The sequence below is a fragment of the Pseudomonas sp. R43(2017) genome (genome assembly GCF_002112345.1).
In the GTDB taxonomy this organism is placed as follows: Bacteria; Pseudomonadota; Gammaproteobacteria; order Pseudomonadales; family Pseudomonadaceae; genus Aquipseudomonas; species Aquipseudomonas kribbensis.
In genome coordinates, this window is record NZ_NEHJ01000010.1 from 109,260 (window position 1) to 136,109 (window position 26,850).

Below are 26,850 nucleotides of genomic sequence, written 5' to 3' on the forward strand. Positions count from 1 at the left end.
CACCAACAATTCCTCGCTTTCCCGCCCGTCAGGCTTTGTGGCAACTTGGCCGCCCCTGATGAGGCTGTATCCGATGGCAAACCCTTACCGCGAACTGTTCAACGCCCCCGGCGCCCGGGCCTTTGTGATGGCCGGGATGATCGCGCGCATGCCGATTTCCATGACCGGCATCGGCGTGATCACCATGCTTTCGCAGTTGACCGGCGGCTATGCGCTGGCCGGTGGCGTGGCGGCGACCTTTGCCCTGGCCACGGCATTCTGTGCGCCGCAGGTGTCGCGGCTGGTGGACCGTTACGGTCAGGGGCGGATCCTGCCGGTGTCGGCGCTGATCGGTGGCGGGGCGTTGCTGATGTTGCTGCTGTGCACCCGTTTGCAGGCGCCGAACTGGACGCTGTTCGTCTGCGCCGCGCTGGCCGGTTGCATGCCGAGCATGTCGGCGATGGTGCGGGCGCGCTGGACGGAAATCTATCGCGGCCAGCCGCAATTGCAGACCGCTTATGCGCTGGAGTCGGTGCTCGATGAAGTCTGCTTCATTGTCGGGCCGCCGCTGTCGGTGGGGCTATGCGTCGGCGTGTTTCCTGAAGCCGGGCCACTGGCGGCGCTGATCATGCTGGCGATTGGCGTGACGGCATTCGTCGCCCAGCGCAGCACCGAGCCGCCGGTGCATCCGCATGAATCGCATCACCAAGGTTCCATCATTCGTTCCACCGATGTGCAATGGCTGCTGCTGTTGATGGTCGCCATGGGCATGATCGTCGGCGTGGTCGATGTGGTCAGCGTCGCGTTCGCCCAGCAGCAGGGGCAGCCGGCGGCGGCGAGCATCGTGTTGTCGGTGTATGCCATCGGCTCCTGCCTGGCCGGCATCGCGTTCGGGGCGATGCGCTCGAAGCTGCCGTTGCCTCGTCTGTTTCTCTACGGTGGATTGGCGACCGCAGTGACCACGCTGCCGCTGTTGCTGGCGACCAACATTTTCGGGTTGGCCCTGGCGGTATTCATCGCCGGGCTGTTCTTCTCGCCGACCCTGATCGTGGCGATGGCGTTGATCGAACGCATCGTGCCGCCGGCCAAACTCACCGAAGGCCTGACCTGGCTGGTGACCGGCCTGAGCATCGGCGTGGCCATCGGCGCTGCCGGTTCCGGTGCGCTGGTGGATGCGTTCGGTGCCCGCAGCGGGTTCTGGCTGGCGATAGTGGCCGGGGCAGTGGTGCTGGCGTCGGCGGTGCAGAGTTTCCGTCACTTGAAGTGATCGACGCAGTGGACTAATTCCCGAAGTACCTCATCCGTTCTCTTTTACAGATAACCCATTGAGGTAAACGCGGTGACAAAGCTGACACTGCTGTGCCTGCCCTATTCGGGCGCCAGCGCCATGGTCTACAGCCGCTGGCGGCGCCAACTGCCGTCGTGGATGCAACTGCAACCGGTGGAGTTGCCCGGGCGCGGCGCGCGCTACGACGAACCCCTGCAAATCGACATGCGGGCGCTGGCCCGGCAACTGGCCCGTGAGCTCAAACCCACATTGCAAACGCCGTATGCGTTGTTCGGGCATAGCCTGGGCGCGTTGCTGGCGTGTGAACTGGCCCATGCCTTTCGCGATCTAGGCGCGCCCGAAGCGGTGGCGCTGTTCGCATCCGGCACGGCGGCCCCGAGCATGCGCAGCGATTACGACCGCGGTTTTGCCGAGGCGCGCAGTGACGAGGAACTGATCGACCAGTTGCGCACCTTTCAGGGCACCAGTGAAGAAGTGCTGGCCAACCAGGAGCTGATGAGCCTGACGCTGCCGGTGCTGCGTGCCGATTTCATGATGTGCGGCCGCTTCACGCCTGTAGAACGGCCACTGCTCAATTGCCCGGTGCATGTGCTGGGCGGCAAGGAGGACCGGGCGACCACCGAACAATTGATCGGCTGGAGCAAAGAGACCCTTGGCAGCTTCTCGGTGGACATGATGACCGGTGGGCACTTCTTCATTCATGAACATGAAGCCCGGGTCATCCGCACGCTCAAGAGTCACCTGGAAGTCCATCACCGGCGCCATGCGCTGTCGGCGGCGCCGGCGCTGTGAGGCGCGGTTCACCTATCGAGTGTTTTGAGGAGGCCAGTCATGGCTGTTGCTGAGGGATTTTCCGTCCGTCCGTTGTTGCCGCAGCGCGGTCGCCTGCCGCTGTTGGTGGAGGCGAGCGATGCCGATACGGATCTGCTGGCGGTGTTCGATGAGCTGAAAGAACTGGTGGATGAGCATTTGCTGCGCGATGGCGGTCTGCTGTTTCGCGGGTTCCGCCTGGATGGCGCAGAGCGCTTTCGCGAATTCGCCGCGAGTTTCGGCCATCCGCTGCTGAACTACGAGTTTGGCTCCACGCCGCGCACCAACGTGACTCAAGGCGTGTACACCTCCACCGAGTACCCGGCGCACCAGAGTATTCCGCTGCACAACGAACAGGCCTATTCCCGGGACTGGCCGATGAAGATCTGGTTCTACAGCATGATCGCGGCCAGATCCGGCGGCGAAACGCCGATTGCCGACAGTCGCGAAGTGTATCGGCGGATTCCGGTAGCGATCCGCGAACGTTTCGTCAGCAAGGGGCTGATGTACGTGCGCAATTTCGGCAACGGGCTGGACGTGGCCTGGGAGGATGTGTTCAACACCGACGACCAGGCTGAAGTCGAAGCCTATTGCCAGGCTCACGGCATCATTTGCGAGTGGAAGGACGATGGAGAACTGCGCACCCGTCAGACCTGTCAGGCCGTGGCGCAGCATCCGGTCACCGGGGACATGGTCTGGTTCAATCAGGCGCACCTGTTCCACATTTCCAACCTGCAACCGGAAGTGCGCGAAAGTCTGCTGGACATCGTCGATGAAGAGGACTTGCCGCGTAACGTCTATTACGGCGATGGCTCGCCCATTGAGGATGAAGTCCTGAGCCAGATCCGCGCGGTGCTCGACGAATGCGCCATCAGCTTTCCGTGGCAGGAAGGCGATGTGCTGATGCTCGACAACATGTTGTCGGCGCACGCCCGCTCGCCGTTCGAAGGCCCGCGCAAGGTCATCGTCGCCATGGCCGAGGGGCATTCACAGAACGTGCTCTGAACGGTCGCGCCGCTTGAGTGAAAGGATGTCGAAGCCGGTTTTGTGCCGGCTTCGGCATTTGTGTGTCGATCCCTTTTGTTGCCGCCCGGGGATTGCCCGGCCCCGCTAAATCATTGCGTTTGTCATTCGTTCTTGTTGATACGACCGGGCCTCCTGGTCACGCCGCCGATCAGCAAGGACCCAATGCATGAATGCCGCAGACGCACAGAAACTAGCCCGCCGCTTTATCGAATTGCCTCAGGACAAACGCCGTTTGTTCCTCGCCGGCATGGCCCGTGAAGGGATCAATTTTGCGCAGCTGCCCATGACCGCCTGCATCGGGGTTGCCGAGCGCGACGGCCTGTCCTATGCCCAGCAGCGGATGTGGTTTCTCTGGCAGATGGACCCGCAAAGTGCCGCCTACAACCTGCCGATGGCCGTGCGCCTGAGCGGTGAGTTGCAGCCCGAGGCGCTGGAGCAGGCGTTCAGTCGGTTGGTGGCGCGGCATGAGTGCCTGCGCACGACGTTCGGTCAGGAAGGCGAACAGGCCTTCCAGAAAGTCGCCGAACCGCAGCCCGTCAAATTGACCCTTACGGACCTGAGCGTGTTGCCCGAGGACCAGCGCTGGCCGCTGGCCCGGCAGCACATGATGGCCGAGGCCACGCAAGCCTTCGATCTGGAGAACGGGCCGTTGCTGAGCCTGCGCCTGCTGCGGCTGGACGCGCAGGAACACGTGCTGTTGCTGACGCTGCACCACATCATCGCCGACGGCTGGTCGATGAACATTCTCATCGATGAATTCATGCGCACCTACGCAGCGCTGGTGGCGGGAACGGAGCCGCAATTGCCGCCGATCACCGTGCACTACCGCGACTATGCGCTGTGGCAACGCAGCTGGCTGGAGGCGGGCGAGGGCGAACGTCAGCTCGACTACTGGCGTGCGCAACTGGGTGATGAGCATCCAGTGCTGGAATTACCGACCGATCGCGCTTATCCGGCCCAGGCCAGTCACCGTGGCGCGCGTCTGGAAACGGTCATCGACGCCGACCTGCGCCAGGAGCTGAAAAACCTCGCACAACGTCAGGGGGTGACCCTGTTCGTGGTCTTGCTGGCGGCGTTCAAGACCTTGTTGCATCGCTACAGTGGCCAGACCGACATCCGCGTCGGCGGCCTGATCGCCAACCGTACCCGCAGCGAAACCGAAGGCCTGATCGGCTTCTTCGTCAATACGCAGATCCTGCGCAGCGTGGTCACTGCCAATACCCGCTTTGCCGATCTGTTGCAGAGCGTGCGCCAGGCCGCCGCCGGCGCGCAGTCCCATCAGGACCTGCCGTTCGACGCTCTGATCGAAGCCTTGCAACCGGCCCGCAGCCAGAGTCACAACCCGCTGTTCCAGGTGATGTTCAACCATCAGCCGCTGGTGACCGATTTGCAGCAGGCGCAGCTGACGGCTGGCCTGCAGGTCGGTTACCTGACCGAAGAACAACTGACCGGCAGTGGCCGTGAGCATGCGGCCACCAGCGACCTGATGCTCGACACCCGGGAAGAGGGCGAGCAACTGTTCGCCGCGTTTACATACGCCACCGACATTTTCGACGCGTCCACCATTGCCGCGCTGGCCGGGCACTGGCGCAACGTGCTGGTGTCGGTCTGCCGCGATCCGCAGCAATTGATCGGCGAGGTTTCGATGCTGGCCGTTGCCGAGCGCGAAGGCCTGGTTCAGGTCGCCGAAACCAGCCCTCCACAGCCCAGCATTCAGGCCCTGTTCGAAGCCCAGGTGGCGCGTACGCCCGAGGCATTGGCGGTGGTTCTGGCGAACGAGTCGGCGCCTTCGATCAGCTATGCCGAACTGAATCAACGCAGCAATCGTCTGGCCCACCAACTGCGCGCCCGGGGTGTCGGCCCGGACGTGCTGGTCGGCGTGGCGCTGGGGCGTTCGCTGGAACTGGCGGTCGCCTTGCTCGCCGTGCTCAAGGCCGGCGGCGCCTATGTGCCGCTGGATCCGCAAACCCCGCCCGAGCGCCTGCGTCATGTACTCGACGACAGCGGGCTGAAACTGTTGTTGACCGACCGCCAGACACTGGCCGCTCTGCCAACCCTCGACGGCGTGGAAAGCCTGTGCCTGGACACGCTGCCGGACAGCGGCGCCAGCGACAATCTGCCGGTGACCGTCGCGCCGCAAAACCTGGCGTACGTGATCTACACCTCCGGTTCGACCGGCCGGCCCAAAGGCGTGGCGATCAGTCACGCCGCGCTGAGCGAGTTCATCGAACGCGCCATCGACTACAGCGACCTGCGTGAAGGCGACCGGGTGCTGCAGTTCGCGACCAGCAGTTTCGACGGCTTCGTCGAGCAGTTCTTCCCGCCGCTGTGCCACGGTGCCGGTGTGGTGCTGCGCGACGCGCGCCTGTGGGACAGCGCGATATTGCATCAAGCCATCCTCGAACACGGCATCACCCTGGCCGATTTGCCGGCGGCGTACTGGTACTGGCTGGTGCAGGAATACGCGGCCAATCCTCCGGCGCATTTCGGTGCGCTGCGCCAGATTCACGTGGGCGGCGAGGCAATGGCGGTGGACGGTCTGCGTCTGTGGCAACAGGCCGGGCTGGGTCATGTGCGCCTGCTCAACACCTACGGGCCGACCGAGGCCACGGTGGTGTCGACCATCCATGACTGCTCGACGCTGACCGCAGACGCCGTGTCGTGGCGTGGCATTCCGATTGGTCATGGCCTGGCCGCCCGTCGCCTGTACGTGCTGGACGATGATTTGAACCTGCTGCCGCAAGGCGCGGTGGGCGAGCTGTATATCGGCGGCCCGGGCCTGGCGCGGGGTTATCACCGCCAGCCGATGCTGAGCGCCGAACGTTTCATCGCCGATCCGTTTGCCCATGGCGAACGCCTGTATCGCACCGGGGATCGTGCCCGTTTGCGCCCCGACGGTGCCGTGGAATACGTCGGTCGTGTCGACCATCAGGTGAAGATCCGCGGCTTCCGCATCGAGCTGGGCGAGATCGAGTCGCGCCTGCAGCAATGCCCGGGCATCCGCGAGGCGGTGGTGCTGGCCTTGCCGCTGAACGGCAGCCAGCAATTGGTGGCGTATCTGGTGGTCGATCAGGACGTGCTGGAGGGCGTGGCGGGGCAGTCGGCGTTCCGTCAGCAGATCAGGACGGCGCTGCAGGCCAGGCTGCCGGACTACATGGTGCCGGGCCATCTGCTGCTGTTGGCGCAATTGCCGCTGACCCCGAGCGGCAAGCTCGACCGCAAGGCCTTGCCGGCGCCGGACGTGGATCAATTGCAGGTCGACTACCGGGCCCCGCAATCGGACATCGAACAAGCCCTGGCGCAGATCTGGGCGGATGTCCTGCAAGTGCCCCGGGTCGGGCTGGACGATCACTTCTTCGAACTCGGCGGCCATTCGCTGCTGGCGGCGCAAGTGATCGGCCGCATCAAGAAACAACTGAACGTGGTGTTGCCGCTGCGCAACCTGTTCGAACAACCGTTGCTCGGTGATCTGGCTCAGGCGGTGGCACAGCTGGCCGAGGGTGCAACGGATAACGACTGGTCCGACATGGACCTGTTCATGAATGAATTGGAAGGAGAAGAAGTATGAGCGGCAGCATGGCGGAACGCATCGCTAAAAGGTTCGTCGGTTTGCCGCTCGAGCAGCGCCGGCAGTTTCTGGCCAAACTGCGCGAGGAAGGCAAGGACTTCAGCCTGTTGCCGCTGCCGGTCAGTCGTCACGACTGTGCGCAGATCCCGTTGTCGTTCGCCCAGCAGCGTCTGCTGTTTCTCTGGCAGCTCGAACCGCAGAGCGCCGCATACAACATGGCGGCCGGCCTGCGCCTGAAAGGGCGGCTGGACGAGTCGGCGCTGACCCGCTCGCTGGATCACCTGATGGCGCGTCATGAAGTACTGCGCACGGTGTTTCGCACCGACGGTGACCAGCCGCATCAGGTGATTCTCGAATCCCAGGGCGTCGCGCTGGAACGCATCGATTTGACCGGTGTTGCCGCGCAGGAGCGTGAGCAGGCGCTGGCCGAGCAAGTGCAGAAGGTGACGGCGCAGCCGTTCGATCTGCGTCATGGTCCGCTGTTGCGCGCCAGTCTGTTTTGCCTGGCCGACGATGAGTTCGTGCTGGTGGTGAGCATGCACCACATCGTCTCCGACGGCTGGTCGATGGACGTGATGGTCAAGGAATTCGTGCAGTGCTACCAGGCGTTCAGCCTGGAACGCGAGCCGCATTTGCCGGAACTGGCCTTGCAATACGCCGACTACGCCATCTGGCAGCGGCGCTGGCTGGAAGCGGGCGAGGGCGAACGCCAGCTCGATTACTGGCGCGGGCAACTGGGCGAGGAACATCCGCTGCTGGAAGTCGCCCCGGACTTCGCCCGGCCGCTGACTCAAAGCTTTGAAGGCCGGACCCTGAGCTTCGATTTCGGCGCGGACCTGTCGCGTCAGCTCAACGGCTTCGCCCGTGCGCAAGGCATCAGTCTGTTCATGCTGGTGCTCGCCGGTTTTTCGCTGTTCCTGTCGCGTCAGGCCGGGGAGCGTGACATCCGCGTCGGCGTGCCCAATGCCAACCGTAGCCGCGCCGAAGTCGAGGGGCTGATCGGTTTCTTCGTCAACACCCAGGTGCTGCGCTGCGAGGTGGACGAGCGGGGCAGTTTCGAGGACCTGCTGGCGCGGGTGCGCGAGGCATCGTTTGGCGCCCAGGCTCATCAGGAGCTGCCGTTCGAACAACTGGTGGACGAACTGATCGCCGAACGCACCCTGGGACATAACCCGTTGTTCCAGGCCAAGTTCAACCAGAACGTCGGCATGCAGAAACAACGCTCGATGGCGCTGCCGGGCCTGAGCGTGGCGGAATACCCGCTGGACAAGGACGGCACCCACTTCGATCTGGCGCTGGACATCACCGACGATGGCACGCTGATCCACGGGCAGATGACCTACGCCAGCGACCTCTATCGGCACGCGACCGTCGAAGGTTTCGTCCCGGCCTTGCTCGGGTTGTTCGGCGCACTGCTGAAGGCGCCGCAAGCGCCATTGCACACCGTGGCGACCGCGTTGCCGAGCGCTCTCGCGGCACCGCGTGAAGCGGCACCGTCGGTGTTGCAGCACTGGGCGCGCGAAGTTGCGCGCCAGCCGCAGGCAATGGCCGCCCGTGACCTGAACGGCGGGCTGAGTTTTCAGGCACTGGATCAGGCTGCCAATCGTCTTGCGCATCATCTGCTGGCCCAAGGCGCAGTTGTCGGTCAACCGGTGGCGGTGTTGATGGAGCGTTCGCTCGACTGGTTGACCTGCGTGCTGGCGATCTTCAAGGCCGGCGCGGTGTACATGCCGCTGGACGTCAAGGCCCCGACGGCACGCTTGCAGCAGATGCTCGGCGCTGCCAAGGCTCGGGCAGTGGTGTGTGCCGAGGGGGATTTGCGGGTTTCGGAACTGGCGGTCGCCGGTTGTCAGGGGCTGGCGTTCGATGCGACGCAATGGCAACAGCAGCCAGTGACGGCCCCGGTCTGCGCGTTGTCGGCTCAATCCCCGGCCTATGTGATTCACACCTCCGGCTCCACCGGCCAGCCCAAGGGCGTGCTGGTCAATCACGGTGCGTTGGCCAGCTATGTGCGCGGGGTGCTGGAGCGTCTCGAACCGGCACCGGACACCAGCATGGCGCTGGTCTCCACCATTGCGGCGGACCTGGGTTTCACCGTGCTGTTCGGCGCGTTGTGTTCCGGCCGCTTGCTGCATGTGTTGCCGGAAGAACTGGGCTTCGATCCGGATCGTTTCGCCGAGTACATGGCCAGCCATCGGGTGGGCATGCTGAAGATCGTACCGGGGCATCTGGCCGCGTTGCTGCAGGCATCTCGCGCAGCCGACGTGCTGCCGGAGCAGGCGCTGATCGTCGGCGGCGAAGCCTGTTCGCCGGCGCTGGTGGAGCGCGTGCGGCAACTCAAGCCGGGCTGCCGGATCATCAACCACTACGGCCCGAGTGAAACCACTGTGGGCGTGCTGGCCCATGAAGTCGGCTCGCTGGAAACCGGTGTGCGCAGCGTGCCGGTCGGCACGGCGCTGGCCGGGGCTCATGTGTATGTGCTCGACGATGTGCTCAACAGCGTGGCCGATCAGGTTGCGGGCGAGCTGTACATCGGCGGCGACAGTGTTGCCCTCGGCTATCTCGGTCAACCGGGGCTGACGGCCGAGCGTTTCGTGCCTGATCCGTTCGGGCCGGCCGGTGCGCGGGTGTATCGCAGTGGCGACCGGGTGCGCCGCAATCGCCGGCAGGCAGTGGAATTCATCGGTCGCGCCGACGATCAGGTCAAGGTGCGCGGCTATCGGGTGGAGCCGGCGGAAGTCGCCCGGGTGCTGCTCGGTCTGGACGGTGTCAGCGAAGCGGCGGTGCTTGCACTGGCGCTGGATGACGACGCGACGCGCCTGCAACTGGTGGCCTGGTGCGTGCCGGCGGCGGGTGCAGCGTTGAAGCCCGAAAACCTGCGCGAACAACTGCAGGCCTGTCTGCCGGATTACATGGTGCCGGCGCAGATTGTCGTGCTGGAGCAATTGCCGCTGACGGCCAACGGCAAACTGGACAAGCGCGCCTTGCCGGTGCCGGGTGTGGTGACGCAGCGTTATGTTGCGCCGGTGGGCGAGGTCGAGGAAAAGCTCGCGGCAATCTGGGCCGACGTGCTCAAGCTGGAGCGCGTGGGCAGCACCGACAACTTCTTCGAATTGGGCGGGGACTCGATCCTCAGCCTGCAAATCATTGCCCGGGCCAAGCGTCAGGGCATCAAGTTGAGCCCCAAGCAACTGTTTGAGAAACAGACCGTCGGCCAATTGGCAGCGGTGGCCAAACTGATCGAAGCCAAACCTGTCGCGGCAGCGCCGAAGAAAGTCGGCGGGCAACTGGCCTTGTTGCCGATTCAGGCACGCTTCTTTGAAACCCCGATTGCCCGGCGCGAGCACTGGAACCAGTCGCTGATGCTGCAACCGCAGGTGCCGCTCGATGCCGGGCATTTGCAAGCCGCCCTGACGGCCGTGGTCGAGCAGCATGATGCGCTGACCTTGAATTTCCAGGCGTCGGGCGATGTGTGGCAGGCCACCTTCCAGACTCAACGCGACCCGGAGCTGTTGTGGGTGCGCGAGCTGGATAACCCGGAGCAACTGACCGAGCTGGCGGATCTGGCGCAGCGCAGCCTGGATCTGCAACAAGGTCGATTGCTGCGTGCGGTGCTGGCGAATCTGCCGGGCGGTGAGCAACGCTTGTTGCTGGTGATCCATCACCTGGTGGTCGATGGCGTGTCCTGGCGCATCCTGCTGGAGGATCTGCAATCCGCTTACACCGCGCTGGCCGCCGGCCAACCGCTGGTGTGGCCGGGCAAGAGCAGCTCGCTGCAGAACTGGGCCGAGCATCTGCATCGTTACGGGCAGAGTGAAGCGCTGAACGCGGAGCGCGCGTACTGGCTGAAAACCCTGAGCGACGGCGACGCCGAGTTGCCACGGGACTTTGCACAAGATGTGCAGACTCAGGAGCAGGCGCAACGCGTCAGCTCGCGCCTGAGCCAGGCGCTGACTCAAAAATTGCTCAAGGTGGCACCGGCGGCCTATCGCACGCAGATCAATGATCTGTTGCTCACTGCGCTGGCGCGGGTGTTGTGCGACTGGAGCCGGCAGCCGTCGGTGCTGATCCAGCTGGAGGGGCATGGTCGCGAAGACCTGTTCGACGATCTCGATCTGAGCCGTACCGTGGGCTGGTTCAGCAGCCTGTTCCCGGTACGCCTGACGCCACAGGCGACGCCGGGCGAATCCTTGTGCGCGATCAAGGAGCAACTGCGCGCTGTGCCGGGCAAAGGCATCGGCTACGGTGTGCTGCGTTACTTGAGTGACTCGACCGAGCTGCGTTCCCTGGCGCCGCCACGGGTGACGTTCAACTACCTGGGGCAGTTCGACGGCGATTTCAGTGCCGCCGAGGGTGCGCTGTTCGTGCCGTCCGGTGACAGCACCGGGGCCAATCAGGACGCCGCAGCGCCATTGGGCAACTGGCTGAGCATTGACGGTCAGGTGTATGGCGGCGAGCTGGAACTGACCTGGACTTTCGGTGCAGACATGTACCGCGTCGAAACGATGCAGGCGCTGGCCGACGCTTACCGGATCGAGCTGGAGCGCCTGATCGAGCACTGCTGTGACAGCAGCCACGCTGGCGTCACACCGTCGGATTTCAGTCTGGCGACCCTGACTCAGGCGCAACTTTCGGCACTGCCGATCCCGGCCCGGGACATCAGCGACCTGTATCCGTTGTCGCCGATGCAGCAGGGCATTCTGTTCCACAGCCTCAACGATCCCGACAGTCCGGCATACACCAATCAGTTGCGGGTCGACGTGCAGCATCTGCAGATCGAGCGCTTCCGTCAGGCCTGGCAGCAGACCCTCGACGCCCACGACATTCTGCGTACGGCGTTTGTCTGGCCGGGCGATGCCGCTGCGGCGGTGCAAGTGGTTCGCCAGAACGTGCAGATGCCATGGAGCGTGCAGGACTGGCGTGGCCGCAACGATCTCGACAGCGCACTGGAGCAACTGGCCGGTGACGATCTGGCCAACGGTTTCGAGCTGACCGATGCGCCGCTGTTGCGGGTGGCCCTGGTGCGTACGGACGAGTCGACGCATCACCTGATCTACACCTGTCACCACATCCTGATGGATGGCTGGAGTACTTCGCAGTTGTTCGGCGAGGTGTTGCAGCGTTACGCGGGCATGACCCCGGCCAGTGCTCAGGGGCGTTACCGCGATTACATCGAATGGCTGGGCCAGCGTGATCAGCCGGCCAGTCAGGCGTTCTGGAAACAGGCGCTGGCCGAGCTTGAAGAGCCGACGCGATTGGCCAGTGCCGTGCCTGCGCCGCTGGCTGGCGCAGGCGGTTATGCCGATCACCAACATGTGTTCAGCGAGCAACTGACAGCGGATCTGAACCGCTTCGCACGGGAGCAGAAAGTCACCTTCAACACCCTGGTGCAAGCGGCGTGGCTGGTGCTGTTGCAGCGTTATACCGGTCAGGATCACGTGGCCTTCGGGGCCACCGTCGCCGGTCGCCCGACCGATTTGCCCGGCGTCGAGCAGCAGATCGGCCTGTTCATCAATACCTTGCCGGTGGTGGCCGCGCCGTCCGCCGACCTGTCGGTGGAACAGTGGTTGCAGCACGTGCAGGGCCTCAACCTGGCGCTGCGTGAACACGAACACACGCCGCTGTATGACATTCAGCGCTGGGCCGGACTCGGCGCCGGGGCGTTGTTCGACAGCATTCTGGTGTTCGAGAACTATCCGATGGCCGAAGCCCTGCAACAGGGGCCGGACACCGGTCTGGTGTTCTCGGCGATCCGCCGGCAGGAGCAGACCAACTACCCGTTGACGCTGGTGGCGGTCACCGGTCGCGAGCTGAGCCTGGGCGTCAGTTACGATCAGGCCCTGTTCCATGCTGCGACGATCGTCGATCTGAGCCAACAACTCGAACGCCTGCTGTGCCAGTTCCTCGACAACGCCACGCAAGCGCTGGGCGCGTTGCATTTGCTCGACGACTCGCAGCGTGAGCAAGCGATTGCCTGGGGCAAGGCTGACGTCACGGCGCTGGCGCCGCGCACGGTGCTGGAGTTCATCGAAGAACGTGTCGCGCAACGACCCGACGCATCGGCGGTGGTGTATGCCGAACAGCAGATCGACTATCGCGCGCTCGACCAGCGGGCCAATCGTCTGGCGCACAAGCTGCAGGCGCTGGGCGTGGGGGCGGAAGTGCGGGTCGGCGTGTGCATGCGCCGTACCCCGGACATGCTGGTGGCACTGCTGGCGATTCTCAAGGCCGGTGGCGCCTATGTGCCGCTGGACCCGGACTACCCGCAGGAACGTTTGCTGCACATGCTCGACGACAGCCGTGCGGCGGTGCTGCTGACCGAGCCGGCGGCGCAGGCGATGCTGCCCGAGACATTGAGTGCCCGGGTGGTGCTGGTGGAGGCGGGCGAGCAGTGGCTGGCCGGTTATCCTTCCACCGCGCCGGTGGCCGGTATCACCGGGCAGAACCTGGCCTATGTCATCTACACCTCCGGTTCCACCGGCAAGCCGAAAGGCGTCGCCATCAGCCACGCCAACCTCTCGGCGTTGATCCAGTGGTCGCAAGGGGTCTATCGCGAGGAACAATTGCGCGGCGTGCTGGCCTCGACGTCGATCTGCTTCGACCTGTCGGTGTGGGAGATCTTTGTCACCCTGGCCAGTGGCGGCTGCATGGTGCTGGCGGACAACGCGCTGGCCCTGGCGGACTTGCCGGCCCGCGAACGGGTCACGCTGATCAACACGGTGCCGTCGGCGATTGCCGCGCTGCAACGGGCGGGGCAGATTCCAACGTCGGTCACGACCATCAATCTGGCCGGTGAACCGCTGAAGCAGAGCCTGGTGGACACCCTGTATGCGACCACGGCGGTCCGGCAGGTCTACGACCTGTACGGGCCGTCGGAGGACACGACCTATTCGACGTTCACCCTGCGCACCGCGCACGGTCAGGCCAATATCGGCCGGCCGCTGGCCAACACCGTGGCGTACCTGCTCGACACTCAGCTGAACGTATTGCCGGCCGGCGTAGCCGCCGAGCTGTACCTGGGCGGTGCCGGCGTGACCCGGGGCTATCTGATGCGACCGGGCCTGACCGCCGAGCGCTTCGTGCCCAACCCGTATGCCGGCAACGGCGAGCGGCTTTACCGCACGGGCGATCTGGTGCGCGAGGGCGCGGATGACAACATCGAGTACCTCGGACGTGCCGACCATCAGGTGAAGATCCGTGGCTTCCGTATCGAACTCAGCGAGGTCGAAGCGCGCTTGCTCGAGCAGGATGAAGTTCGCGAAGCGGTGGTGCTGGCCCAGGACGGCGCGGCGGGCAAGCTCCTGCACGGTTATGTCGTGGCGGCGCAAGCGGTGAGCGATCCGGCGGCGCTGATCGAACGTCTGCGCGGGGCATTGGCCAGTCGTTTGCCGGCGCACATGGTGCCCGGGTATCTGCATGTGATCGAGGCGGTGCCGTTGACCCCGAACGGCAAGCTCGACCGCAAGGCACTGATGGCCCTGGGCGCGAGCCCGGCGCAGCAGCAATACGAAGCGCCGCAGACGGACCTGCAACGGGAAGTGGCGACGGTCTGGCAGGAGGTGCTGGAAGTCGAACGCGTGGGACTGGCGGACAACTTCTTCCAGCTCGGCGGCCATTCGTTGCTGGCGACGCTGGTGGTGACCCGGATCAAGGAGCGTCTGGGCGACAAGGTTCCGCTCAAGGAGCTGTTCGAAGCCGATACGCTGAAAGCGTTCTGCAACCGGATCGAGGCGCTGCGCGTCGAAATGTCGCCGGTTCAGGATGAATTGGCTAAATCCCTGGAGGCCCTCAAACGTCTATCCCTCGATGATCTGGAAAAACTGATTTCTTGAGAGGGAAAAACGCGTGCAAGAGTTAATCGAGTCGGTAGGACAACTTTCGGCTAAGCAAAGAAAGGCTCTGGCGGTTCTGCTCAAGCAGAAAGGCGTCAACCTCTTTGACATTGCCCCGGTTTTCAAGCGCACGGCCGAAGAGCCGCTGCTGCTGTCCTACGCCCAGCAGCGCCAGTGGTTTCTCTGGCAATGGGCGCCGCACAGCGCGGCCTACAACATTCCCACGGCCCTGCGCTTGCAGGGTCCGCTGGATGTGTCCGCGCTGGAGCGCAGCCTTCAGGCGCTGATCGAACGACACGAAACCTTGCGCACGGTGTTCTCCCAGGAATCCGAGCAACCGCTGCAAACGATCCTGCCGGCAGGGTCGTTTGCACTGGAGACTTACCCGCTGAGCCCTGAGCTGGCGAGCGACCCGGATGCCTCGATCCAGGCGTTCGTCCAGACCCAGAGCCAGAAAACTTTCGATCTGCAGCAAGGCCCGCTGTTGCGCGCGGCCCTGTTGCAGGTCAACCCGAACGACCACGTGCTGGTCCTGACCTTGCACCACATCGTCTCCGACGGCTGGTCGCTGCAAGTGATGATCGAAGAGCTGGTGCAGCTGTATGCCGGTTTCAGCCTCGGTCACGACGCCGGCCTGCCGGCGCTGCCGATTCAATATGCCGACTACGCCTTGTGGCAGCGCCAGTGGATGGAGGCCGGCGAGCAGGCGCGGCAACTGGCCTATTGGCAGGAAAAACTCGGTGGCGAACAGCCGGTGCTGGAACTGCCGCTCGACCGCGCCCGCAGTGTCGATCAGAGCTTTGCCGGGGCCAGCCACAACCTGATTCTCGATGCGCAATTGACCCAAGGCCTGAAAGCCTTCGCGCGGCAGGAAAACGTTACCCTGTTCGTCTTGCTGCTGGCGTCGTTCCAGGCGCTTTTGCACCGTTACAGCGGCCAGTCGGACATCCGTGTCGGCGTGCCGGTGGCCAACCGGGGCCGGGTGGAAATCGAGCGTCTGATCGGCTTCTTCGTCAACACCCAGGTGCTCAAGGCCGACATTGACAGCCAGACCCCGTTCATCGAGTTGCTGCGTCAGGTCAAACAGACCGCGCAGGAAGCCCAGGCCCATCAGGACCTGCCGTTCGAGCAACTGGTGGAAGCGCTGGAGCCGGGCCGAAGCCTGAGCCACAGTCCGCTGTTCCAGGTCATGTTCAACCATCAGGCGGAACGTCGCAGCAGTGTCGAAACACGCCTCAACGGCCTGAGCATCGAGCCGCTGGAATGGCAGAGCCAGACCGCCCAGTTCGACCTGACCCTCAACACCACCGAACAGGCCCACGGCATCGAAGCGGTGCTCAAGTACGCCACCGACCTGTTCGACGCCAGCACCATCGAGCGCCTGGCCCAGCACTGGAACGCGCTGTTGCAGGCCATCGTCGAAGATCCGTCGCGCTGCATCGGCCAGTTGCCGATGCTCGATGACGCGCGTCAGCAGCAGTTGTTGATCCAATGGAACCCGGCCCGGGTCGAGCATCCGGTCGAGCAGTGCATCCATCAGGTGATCGAGGCCCAGGCTGAACGGCATCCCGAGGCGGTCGCCGTGACCTGTGCCGGTCAACGGCTGACCTACGCAGAACTCAACCGTCGGGCCAACCGGTGGGCACATCGTTTGATTGCAAACGGGGTCGGTCCGGATGTGCGAGTCGGTGTCGCCGTCGAGCGTTCGTTGGACATGATCGTTGCCATCGTCGCCGTGCTGAAGGCTGGCGGTGCCTACGTGCCGCTGGACCCGAGCTACCCGCAAGACCGTCTGAGCTACATGATCGAAGACAGTGGCATCGCGCTGCTGCTGACCCAGGGGCACTTGCAGGCACAACTGCCGATTCCGCCGGGACTCGCCTGCCTGGACCTGAGCCAGCCGCCGGAGCAGGGCAACAACGAAAATCCGGTCTGCCGAACCACGCCGGACAACCTGGCGTATGTGATCTACACCTCCGGCTCGACCGGCAAACCCAAAGGCGCATTGCTGCCGCACAGCAACGTCATCCGCCTGTTCAGCGCCACCGACCACTGGTTCGGTTTCGGTCCGGACGACAGCTGGACGCTGTTCCATTCCTACGCGTTCGACTTCTCGGTGTGGGAGATTTTCGGTGCGCTGCTGTATGGCGGCAAACTGGTGGTCGTGCCGCACGACATCACCCGCTCGCCGGAAGATTTCTACACGCTGCTGTGCGATGAAAACGTCACGGTTTTGAATCAGACGCCGTCGGCATTCAAACCGTTGATGCAACTGGCCAGTGAGTCCTCGCGCGACAACGCGTTGCGTTATGTGGTGTTCGGCGGCGAAGCCCTGGAAGTGCAGAACCTGCGCCCATGGTTCGAGCGTTTCGGCGACCGCGCACCGACGTTGGTGAACATGTATGGCATCACCGAAACCACGGTGCACGTGACTTATCGTCCGCTGTCCATGGCCGACCTTGAGCAAAGCCACAGCAGCCCGATTGGCGAGCCGATTGTCGACCTGTCGTGGTACTTGCTCGACAGCGCGCTGAACCTGGTGCCGCAAGGCTGCATCGGTGAGTTGTACATTGCCGGTGCCGGCCTGGCCCGGGGTTACCTGAATCAGCCGGGCATGAGCGCCACGCGTTTTGTTCCTGACCCGTTCAACCCGCAGGCCGGCGAGCGTCTGTACCGCACCGGTGACCTGGCGCGCCTGCGGGGCGACGGGGTGATCGAGTACATCGGTCGTATCGACCATCAGGTGAAGATCCGTGGATTCCGCATCGAGCTGGGGGAAATCGAAACCCAACTGCTCAAGCACCCGGCCGTGCGCGAAGCGGTGGTGCTCGCGGTGGAAGGCCCGAGCGGGCAGCAACTGGCGACCTGGATCGTAGCGAACGAGACGCTGGACGCCGATGCCGAGTCGACGTTGCGCGAGTCGATCAAGGCCCGGCTGCGCGATGACTTGCCCGATTACATGGTGCCGGTGAGCTGGGCATTCCTTGAACGCCTGCCGCTGACCGCCAATGGCAAGCTGGATCGCAAGCAACTGCCGCAGCCGCAGGTCGTTCAGTCCCAGGAAGCCTACACCGCGCCGCGCAATGAGCTGGAGCAGCAACTGGCGGCGATCTGGCAGGACGTGCTGAAGGTCGAGCGTGTCGGCCTCAACGACAACTTCTTCGAACTGGGCGGCGATTCGATCATTTCGATTCAGGTGGTCAGCCGCGCCCGTCAGGCGGGCATTCGCTTCACGCCCAAGGACATCTTCCAGCATCAGACCGTGCAGCGTCTGGCCGCGGTCGCGCAGCAGAGCGACGGTGTGCTCGCGACCCAGGGCGAGGTGCTGGGCGAGGCGGTGCTGACGCCGATCCAGCAGTATTTTTTCCACAACGATATTCCGGCGCGTCATCACTGGAACCAGTCGATCCTGCTGACCCCGGCCTCGCCGCTGGCAGCTGCACCGCTGGAGCAGGCGTTGCAGCATCTGCAACGGCACCATGACGCGTTGCGTCTGCGTTATCGCGACACCGGGGACGGCTGGCAACAGACCCACGCTGCAGCCGAACCGAGCGCGGAACTGCTGCGCACGGTCACCTTGCAGGACAGCGCGGCGTTGCCGGCGCTGTGCCAGGAATTGCAACGCAGCCTCGATCTGCTCGACGGTCCGCTGATCCGTGCGGCGCTGGTGGATTTGCCGGACGCCAGTCAGCGCCTGTTGCTGGTGATCCATCACCTGGTGGTCGACGGGGTGTCCTGGCGGATCGTGCTGGAAGACCTGCAAACCGTTTATCAACAACTGACATCGGGCCAGGCCGTGCGCCTGCCGGCCAAGACCACGGCGTACAAGGACTGGGCCGCGCGCCTGCAAAAGCATGCGCACAGTGCCGGGCTGGAAGCCGAGCTGGATTACTGGCGCGGGCAACTGGAAGGGGCCGCTATCGAGCTGCCGCTGGACAACCCGCAAGGTCAGTCGAGCAACCGTTTCGAGCGCAGCGTCGATACCCGTCTGGATGCCGAGCGCACCCGGCAGTTGCTGCAACAGGCGCCGGCGGTCTATCGCACCCAGGTCAACGACCTGTTGCTGACCGCCCTGGCCAAGGTGCTGTGTGAGTGGACCGGCGCCGACAGTGCCCTGGTGCAACTCGAAGGCCACGGCCGTGAGGACCTGTTCGACGATATCGACCTGAGTCGCACGGTGGGCTGGTTCACCAGCATGTTCCCGGTGCGCCTGACCCCGGGCGCCGGTTTCGAAGCCTCGATCAAAGGTATCAAGGAACAACTGCGGGCGATCCCCGACAAGGGCATCGGTTATGGTCTGTTGCGTTATTTGGGCAGCGCCGAAGCACAAGCCGTACTGGGTGGCGCGGCGCAGCCGAAAGTCACGTTCAACTACCTCGGCCAGTTCGACAACAACTTCGATGAGGGCGCGCTGTGGGTGCCGGCCACCGAAGACAAGGGCGCGGGGCAGGACGAACACGCGCCGATGGCCAACACCCTGAGCATCGACGGCCGGGTTTACCAGGGGCAACTGAGTCTGACCTGGACTTACAGCGGCGACGTGTTCGAAGACTCGACGATTCATGCCCTGGCACGGGCTTACGAAGAGGCGCTGGCCGAGCTGATCGAGCATTGCCTGAGTCCTTCGAGCGGCGGCCTCACACCGTCCGACGTGCCGCTGGCCGGGTTGTCCCAGACGCATCTGGACAGCCTGCCGATCACTGCCCAGCGGATCGAAGACATCTATCCGCTGGCGCCGATGCAGCAGGGGATTCTGTTCCACAGTCTCTACGACGCCGATGCCAGCGCTTATGTCTATCAGATGCTGCTGGACATCGAAGGGCTCGACGTGGCGCGTTTCCAGCAAGCCTGGCAGCGGGTCGTCGACCGTCACGAAGTGCTGCGTGCCGGTTTCATCTGGGGCCGCGACGGCCTCGATACGCCGCTGCAAGTCATCCATCGCCAGTTGACTCTGGAAATGCCGGAAGTGGACCTGCGCCACGAGCCGGATCTGGCCGTGGCCATGGAGGCCCGTGCACGGGCCGACCTGGAACGCGGGTTCGATTTGCAGAACCCGCCGCTGCTGCGCCTGTGCCTGTTGCGCACGGCGGATGATCGCCATCGTCTGATCTTCACCTGCCACCACATCCTGATGGATGGCTGGAGCAACTCGCGGATGTTCGGTGAAGTGCTGCAGGATTACGCCGGCCATCCGGTGCCAGGCGCGCAGGGGAGTTATCGCGACTTCCTGGCCTGGCTGCAAGGCCAGGACAAAACCGCCGCACAGGATTTCTGGCGCGGGCAACTGGCCGAACTGGACGAGCCGACGCGACTGGCTTCGGCATGTCCGGGCAAGGTTCAGCCGGGCGCGGGCAAGGGTGTGCATCGCCTCACCTTTGACGCCGCTTTCACTCGTCGCCTGAACAGCTTCTCCCGGCAGCAGCAAGTCACCCTCAACAGCCTGGTGCAGGCGGCGTGGCTGCTGATTCTGCAGCGCTACACCGGTCAGGCCACGGTCGCTTTCGGCGCCACGGTGTCCGGGCGTCCGGTGGACTTGCCGGGCATCGAGCAGCAACTGGGGCTGTTCATCAACACCTTGCCGGTGATCGCCAGCCCGCAGCCGGGCATCAGCGTGTGCGACTGGGTGCGCAGCGTGCAGGACAAGAACCTGCTGCTGCGCGACTTCGAACAGACGCCGCTGCAGGACATTCAGCGTCTGGCCGAACTCACTGGCGAAGCGCTGTTCGATACATTGCTGGTGTTTGAAAACTATCCGGTCTCGGAGACGCTGGAAGCCAACCCGGGCGGCCTGCGCTTCGGTGGTCTGGAACACCGCGAGCAGACCAACTACGGCCTGACCCTGATCGCCGGTGCCGGCGAGGTCCTGAGTCTGGACTTCAACTACCTGACCGAGCAGTTTTCCGAGCGCGGCGTGGTCGGGCTGGCCACGCACCTGGAAACCGTTCTGCAGCAGTTCCTCGATGCACCGCAGCGGTTGCTGGGTGAAGTCGCAATGCTGTCGAGTGCGGAGCACACCACGCTGGCGCAGTGGAACGACAACCACGCCGCGTATCCGTCGCAACGTCTGATTCATCAAAGCTTCGAGGCGCAGGTCCAGGCCCGCCCACAGGCTGTGGCCCTGAGCCATGGCGGTGTGGCCCTGAGTTATGCCGAACTCAATCGCCGGGCCAACCAGTTGGCACGTCATCTGGCGACGCTGGGCGTCGGCGCCGAGGTTCGGGTGGGTGTGGCGATGCCGCGCTCGGCGGAACTGGTGATTGCCTTGATGGCGGTGTTCAAGGCCGGTGGTACCTATGTGCCGCTGGATCCGGACTACCCGGCCGACCGCGTGGCGTACATGCTCGACGACAGTCAGGCGAAGGTCCTGCTGACGCAACAATCGCTGCTGGCGCAACTGCCGCAGACCGACGCGCAGGTGGTGTTGGTGGAGGCGGGCGGCGAGGCTTTTGCCGACAACGCAAGCGACAACCTTGAGGTGCGGGCCGATTCGGCCAGTCTGGCCTACGTCATCTACACCTCCGGCTCCACCGGCAAACCCAAAGGCGTGGCGATTGCCCACCGTAACGTCCAGGCATTGATCCACTGGTCTGCCGGCGTCTACAGCGAGGCTGACCTGCAAGGCGTGCTGGCCTCGACGTCGGTGTGCTTCGACCTGTCGGTGTGGGAGATTTTCGTCACTCTCGCGCGCGGCGGTTCGATCATCATGGCGCGCAATGCCCTGGAACTGCCGGACCTGCCGGAGCGCGATCAGGTGCGCCTGATCAACACCGTGCCTTCGGCCATCGCGGCCCTGCACCGCGCCGGACATATTCCGGGTGGCGTGCGCATCATCAATCTGGCCGGCGAGTCGCTCAAGCAAAGTGTGGTCGACAGCCTGTACCGCGAGACGTCGGTCGATCACGTCTATGACCTGTACGGGCCGTCGGAGGACACCACGTATTCGACCTGGACCCGCCGCGAAGCCGGCGGCCAGGCGAACATTGGCCGCCCGCTGGTCAACACCACGGCGTACCTGCTGGACGGGCAACTGCAAGCGGCGCCGATCGGGGTGGCGGCCGAGCTGTATCTGGCCGGCGACGGTATCACCCGCGGTTACCTGTTCCGTCCGGGCCTGACCGCCGAGCGTTTTGTGCCGAACCCGGCCTCGACAACCGGCGAGCGGATGTACCGCACCGGCGACCTGACGCGCCTGGGCGACGACGGCCGGATCGAATACGTGGGGCGCATCGACCATCAGGTCAAGGTGCGCGGTTTCCGCATCGAACTGGGTGAAATCGAAGCGCGCCTGCTGGCCCATGACAGCGTACGCGAAGGCGTGGTGCTGGCGGTGGACGGCCTCAGCGGCCAGCAGTTGGTGGCGTATGTGGTGCCGACCCGATCCGGCCTCAGCCTTCAGGAGCAGGATGAACTGAGCGAATCGCTGCAGTCCGCCCTCAAGGCGCATCTGCCGGATTACATGGTGCCTGCGCAGTGGCTGTACCTCGACGCGCTGCCGCTGACCCCCAACGGCAAACTGGACCGCAAGGCCCTGCCGGCACCGGACGTCAATCAGTCGGCCCGGGACTATGTCGCCCCGTCCACGGAACTCGAGCAGCAACTGGTCGTGGTCTGGCAAGACATCCTGAAGATTGACCGGGTCGGTGTGACCGATAACTTCTTCAGCCTGGGCGGCGATTCGATCATCTCCATCCAGCTGGTCAGCCGTGCGCGCCAGCAGGGCATCCGCTTTACCCCCAAGGATCTGTTCCAGCAGCAGACCGTGCAGAAACTGGCGATAGTGGCGTCGCTGGAGTCCGCGCAGCAGGCCGAAGGCACGCCAGACAACTACCCGCTGGCGCGTCTGGAGCAGGCGCAGCTCGATGCGTTGCCGGTGCCGGCGGATCTGATCGAGGACGTTTATCCGCTGTCGCCGATGCAGGAGGGCATGCTGTTCCACACGCTCTCGGACAATGGCAGCAGCCTGTACGTCAACCAGGTCAGCCTGCCGATCCAGGGCCTGGATGTGGAGCGCTTCCGGGGTGCCTGGGAGTTTGTGATCGAGCGCCAGGCGATCCTGCGGACCAGTTTTCACTGGCAGGACGGGCTGGCCAAACCGTTGCAAGTGGTCCATCGCCAGGCCCCGCTGCAAATGCAGGTGCTCGACTGGCGCGACCGTGAGGTCAGCGATGAGTTGATCGCCGGGTTCGCCAGCGATGATCGTGCCCTTGGCTTCGACCTGTCCCAGGCACGCCTGCAGCGAGTGACGCTGTTGCGCCTGAGCGATGACCGCTATCAGATGATCTGGACCAGCCACCACATCCTGATGGACGGCTGGAGCAGCTCGCGCCTGTTCGGCGAAGTCTTGCAGTACTACTCCAAGGGCAAGGTCAGCGGTGAGAACGGTCGTTACCGCGACTTCATCGCCTGGTTGCAGGCACAGGACCAGGACGCGCAGGAGCTGTTCTGGAAAGCGCGTCTGGCGGCGGTCAACGAGCCGACGGCGTTGAGCCAGGCGATTCATCCGCGCCATTCGGCCGATGTCTCCGGCCACGATGCGATCTACTCGAACTGGGATCAGGCGCAAACCGCACGCCTGCTGCAGTTCTGCCGCGACCTGCGCATCACCCCCAATACCTTGATTCAGGGTGCCTGGCTGCTGCTGTTGCAGCGCTACACCGGGCAGCGCACGGTCACGTTCGGTGCCACGGTTTCGGGACGTCCCGAAGGGCTGGCGAACGTCGGCAACATGCTCGGGCTGTTCATCAACACCTTGCCGATCATCCAGACGCCGCAGGCCGATCAGCGTCTGGCGGACTGGCTGGGCGACGTGCAGGCCTACAACCTGGACATTCGTGACTATTCCCAGGCGCCGCTGGCCGATGTGCAGCGCTGGTCCAACCTCGGTGGCCAGGCGTTGTTCGACAGCATCATCGTGTTCGAGAACTTCCCGATCGATGATCGCCTGCAAGAAGAAAACGACACCGACCTGACCTTCGGTAAATCCATCGGCCACGGCGTGACCAACGTACCGATGGACCTGGCGGTGATGCTCGGTGACGAGCTGTCGATCGAGTACCTGTACCTGCGCAGCCACTTCAGCGCCGAGGCCGTGGAAGGCATTCGCCTGACGCTGGAAAACACCCTCGAAGCGATGATGCGTGCGCCTTACGAGCGACTGGGCAATCTGCAGCGCCTGTCGCACGAGCAGTGGCAGGCGATCCAGGCCTGGAGTGCCGAACCGGTCTCCCGCCACGAGCCGGTGCTGCTGCCGCAGCTGATCAGCCGGCATGCACAGCAGCAGCCAGAGGCTATCGCCCTGCAGTGCGCCGGAGTGAGCCTTAGCTATGCCGAACTCGAACAGCGGGCCAATCGTCTGGCCCACTGCCTGACCGAACACGGGGCGGGCCCGGAAGTGGTGATCGGCGTGGCCCTGCCGCGCTCGCTGGAAATGGTCGTCAGCTTCCTCGCCGTGCTCAAGAGCGGTGCGGCGTACGTGCCGCTGGACATCGATTATCCGCCTGAGCGACTGGCGTACATGATCGAGGATTCGGGCATGGCCCTGTTGCTGACCCAGAGCAGCCTGCGCGCCACGTTGCCGGCGCCCGAGGGACTGCTGCGCCTGGAGATCGATCATCTCGACGAGACCCGTTACCCCGATCACGCGCCGGTCTGCCGCGTTCAGGAGCAGGGGCTGGCGTATCTGGTCTACACCTCCGGTTCCACCGGTCGGCCAAAGGGTGTTGCGGTCACGCAAGGGCCGTTGAGCATGCACTGTCAGGCCATCGCCGAACTGTATGAAATGGACGCCAGCAGCTGCGAGCTGCACTTCATGTCATTCGCCTTCGACGGTGCCCATGAGCGCTGGTTGAGCACGCTCTACAGCGGTGGCCGTCTGGTGATTCGCGACGGTTGCCTGTGGACGCCGGAGCAGACCTACGCTGCCCTGCACGAGTATGGCGTCACCATCGCCTGCTTCCCGCCGGCCTATCTCAAACAGTTGGCGGAGTACGCGGCGGCCAGCGGCATCGCGCCGCCACCGGTGCGCATCTACTGCTTCGGCGGCGATGCGGTGCCGGACCAGACCTTCGAACAGGTGAAAGCGGCCCTGCGTCCCGAATACTTCACCAACGGTTATGGCCCGACGGAAACCGTGGTCACGCCGATGCTCTGGAAGGTACCGGTCAGCCAGCATTGTGAAGCGGCCTATGCACCGATCGGGCGTGCCGTCGGCGCACGTTCGCTGTACGTGCTGGACGAAGATCTGAACCCGCTGCCGCCAGGTTTTGCCGGTGAGCTGTACATCGGCGGTTACGGGGTTGCCCGTGGTTACCACGGCCGTGCGGATCTGACCGGCGAGCGCTTCGTGCCCAATCCGTTCGCGGCCGGCGAGCGCCTGTATCGCAGCGGTGACCTGGTGCGTTTGCGTCAGGACGGCGTGGTCGATTACGTCGGGCGCATCGACCATCAGGTCAAGGTGCGCGGTTTCCGCATCGAGCTGGGTGAAGTCGAGGCCAGCCTGCGTCAACTGGAGGGGGTGACTGATGCGCTGGTGATCGCCCGGGACAATGCGTCCGGCAAGCAACTGATCGGTTATGTCGTGACGCCAACCGGAGAAGATGTGGGCGATGAGCTGAAGGCCGGGCTACGCGCCTCGCTGCCGGAGTACATGGTGCCGGCGCAGATTGTCTGCCTGAGCGCTTTCCCGGTCACGCCCAACGGCAAACTCGACCGCAAGGCGCTGCCGGAGCCGGACTTCAAGAGCGAGGAATATGTCGCCCCGCGCAACGAGCAGGAAACACTGCTGGCCGAGATCTGGGCCCAGGTGCTGCAAGTCGAGCAGGTGGGCATCACGGATAACTTCTTCGAACTGGGCGGCGACTCGATCCTCAGCCTGCAGGTCATTTCCCGGGTCAGGAACCACTCGACCTTGCAGATGGAACTGAAGCTGCGCGATCTGATGCGCTATCAGACCATCGCCGGCATCGTCGAACAGAACGTGACGAAGGAGGGCGCCGGACAGCCGCTGGTGGACGTCACGCAAGTGGCGGGCGAGGGGTTGTTCAATCTGTTGCCGATCCAGGAGTGGTTCTTCGCCGAAGGCATGTCCGAAGCCCATCACTACAACCAGTCACTGCTGTTGAGTGCGCGTCAGCCACTGGATCTGGATGCGCTCGAACAGGCCCTGGGCTGGATCGAGCAACACCACGACTCGCTGCGCCTGCGCTTCACTCAGGAGGGCGGGCGCTGGCTGCAGCGTTACTGCACCGCCAGCGAACAGGGGGATGCGGTGCTCTGGCGCCGTGAAGCCGAAAACAGCGAACAGGTTGAAGCGCTGGCCAACTCCGCCCAGCGCAGTCTGAAGCTGGACGACGGACCGGTCTGGCGGGTGATGCATGTCGCCCTGCCTGACGGCCAGGCGCGACTGCTGGTGGTGATTCATCACCTGGTGGTCGACACCGTGTCCTGGCGGATCCTGCTCGATGACCTGAAAACCGCTTATGAAGCGTGTGTGCGGGGTCTGGCGCCGCAACTGCCGATTCGTACCAGCAGCTACCGTTCGTTTGCCGAAGCCTTGCAGGCCCGGGCCCCGGCGATTGCCGAGCAGGAACTGGCGTACTGGCTGGAGCAGCTGGATCAGCCGGGCGTCGACCTGCCGTGCGACAACTACCGTGGCAAAAACCAGGTGCGCCAGCAGGCGCAGGCGCGGCTCAAGTTGTCCCGCGAGCACACCGAACAATTGCTCAAGCAGGCACCGGCGGTCTATCGCACGCAAATCAACGACCTGCTGCTGTCGGCACTCGGTCGGGCGCTGTGCCGCTGGAGCGGCCAGCCATCGGCGCTGATTCTGCTGGAAGGTCACGGCCGTGAGGATCTGTTCGAGTCCATCGATCTGAGCCGCAGCCTTGGCTGGTTCACCAGCATGTTCCCGGTACGGTTGCGTCCGGACAGCGACGATATCGGACGTTCGATCATCGACGTACAGGCGCAACTGGCGGCGGTGCCGCAGAAGGGCATCGGGTATGGCGTGCTGCGTCATCTGGCGGGCGCCGAAGTGTCCCGGCAACTGGCGGACCTGCCGCAGGCGCGGGTGACGTTCAACTACCTGGGGCAGTTCGACCAGAGCTTCGACGAGCAGGCCCTGCTGGTGCCGGCGCTGGAAGAAACCGGTGACAACTACAGCCTGAAGGCGAATCTGGGCAACTGGCTGGAAATCGTCGGCCAGGTGTATGACGGCCAGTTGGCGTTGCGCTGCATCTACAGCAGCCAGCGTTACCGGGCCGGCACCATGGACGCACTGATGCAGGACTACCAGCGTGAACTGGAAGCGCTGATCGAGCATTGCATGGCGCGTGTGGGCTGACCCTCGC

The 26,850-nt window shown here is 64.2% G+C and carries 6 protein-coding genes; all 6 read left to right on the forward strand.

The window, feature by feature from the left end; all coding sequences use genetic code 11:
- Positions 1-73 precede the first annotated feature (73 nt).
- The 6 genes from CAG02_RS25600 (at position 74) to CAG02_RS25625 (ending at position 26,843) form a co-directional block, all read left to right on the forward strand.
- On the forward strand, positions 74-1,246 hold the full coding sequence (locus CAG02_RS25600; protein WP_085711956.1) for an MFS transporter: 1,173 nt from the start codon (positions 74-76) through the stop codon (positions 1,244-1,246).
- Between the two features lie 72 nt (positions 1,247-1,318).
- Positions 1,319-2,059, forward strand: coding sequence for a thioesterase II family protein (locus CAG02_RS25605; protein ID WP_085711957.1), 741 nt, complete (start codon positions 1,319-1,321; stop codon positions 2,057-2,059).
- Between the two features lie 39 nt (positions 2,060-2,098).
- The gene (locus CAG02_RS25610; protein WP_085711958.1) at positions 2,099-3,082 is read left to right on the forward strand and encodes a TauD/TfdA family dioxygenase; all 984 of its coding nucleotides are present in this window, start codon (positions 2,099-2,101) and stop codon (positions 3,080-3,082) included.
- A 187-nt stretch (positions 3,083-3,269) separates the two neighbouring features.
- A complete protein-coding gene (locus CAG02_RS25615) occupies positions 3,270-6,671 on the forward strand; it encodes a non-ribosomal peptide synthetase (RefSeq protein ID WP_085711959.1) in 3,402 nt (1,133 codons plus the stop codon).
- Complete coding sequence (locus tag CAG02_RS25620; protein WP_085711960.1) at positions 6,668-14,503, forward strand: non-ribosomal peptide synthetase; 7,836 nt, start codon at positions 6,668-6,670, stop codon at positions 14,501-14,503. Before CAG02_RS25615 ends, CAG02_RS25620 begins: the two co-directional genes overlap by 4 nt.
- Before the next feature lie 13 nt (positions 14,504-14,516).
- Positions 14,517-26,843 carry a non-ribosomal peptide synthetase gene (locus CAG02_RS25625; protein ID WP_085711961.1) on the forward strand — a complete coding sequence of 4,109 codons (12,327 nt, stop codon included), beginning with the start codon at positions 14,517-14,519 and terminating at the stop codon, positions 26,841-26,843.
- Positions 26,844-26,850: the final 7 nt, after the last annotated feature.

Excerpts from the sequence above, each read along its gene's own strand:
- CAG02_RS25610 (WP_085711958.1), top strand. The coding sequence starts at position 2,099 with ATGGCTGTTGCTGAGGGATTTTCCGTCCGTCCGTTGTTGCCGCAGCGC.
- CAG02_RS25615 (WP_085711959.1), top strand. The coding sequence starts at position 3,270 with ATGAATGCCGCAGACGCACAGAAACTAGCCCGCCGCTTTATCGAATTG.
- CAG02_RS25620 (WP_085711960.1), top strand. The coding sequence starts at position 6,668 with ATGAGCGGCAGCATGGCGGAACGCATCGCTAAAAGGTTCGTCGGTTTG.
- CAG02_RS25600 (WP_085711956.1), top strand. The coding sequence starts at position 74 with ATGGCAAACCCTTACCGCGAACTGTTCAACGCCCCCGGCGCCCGGGCC.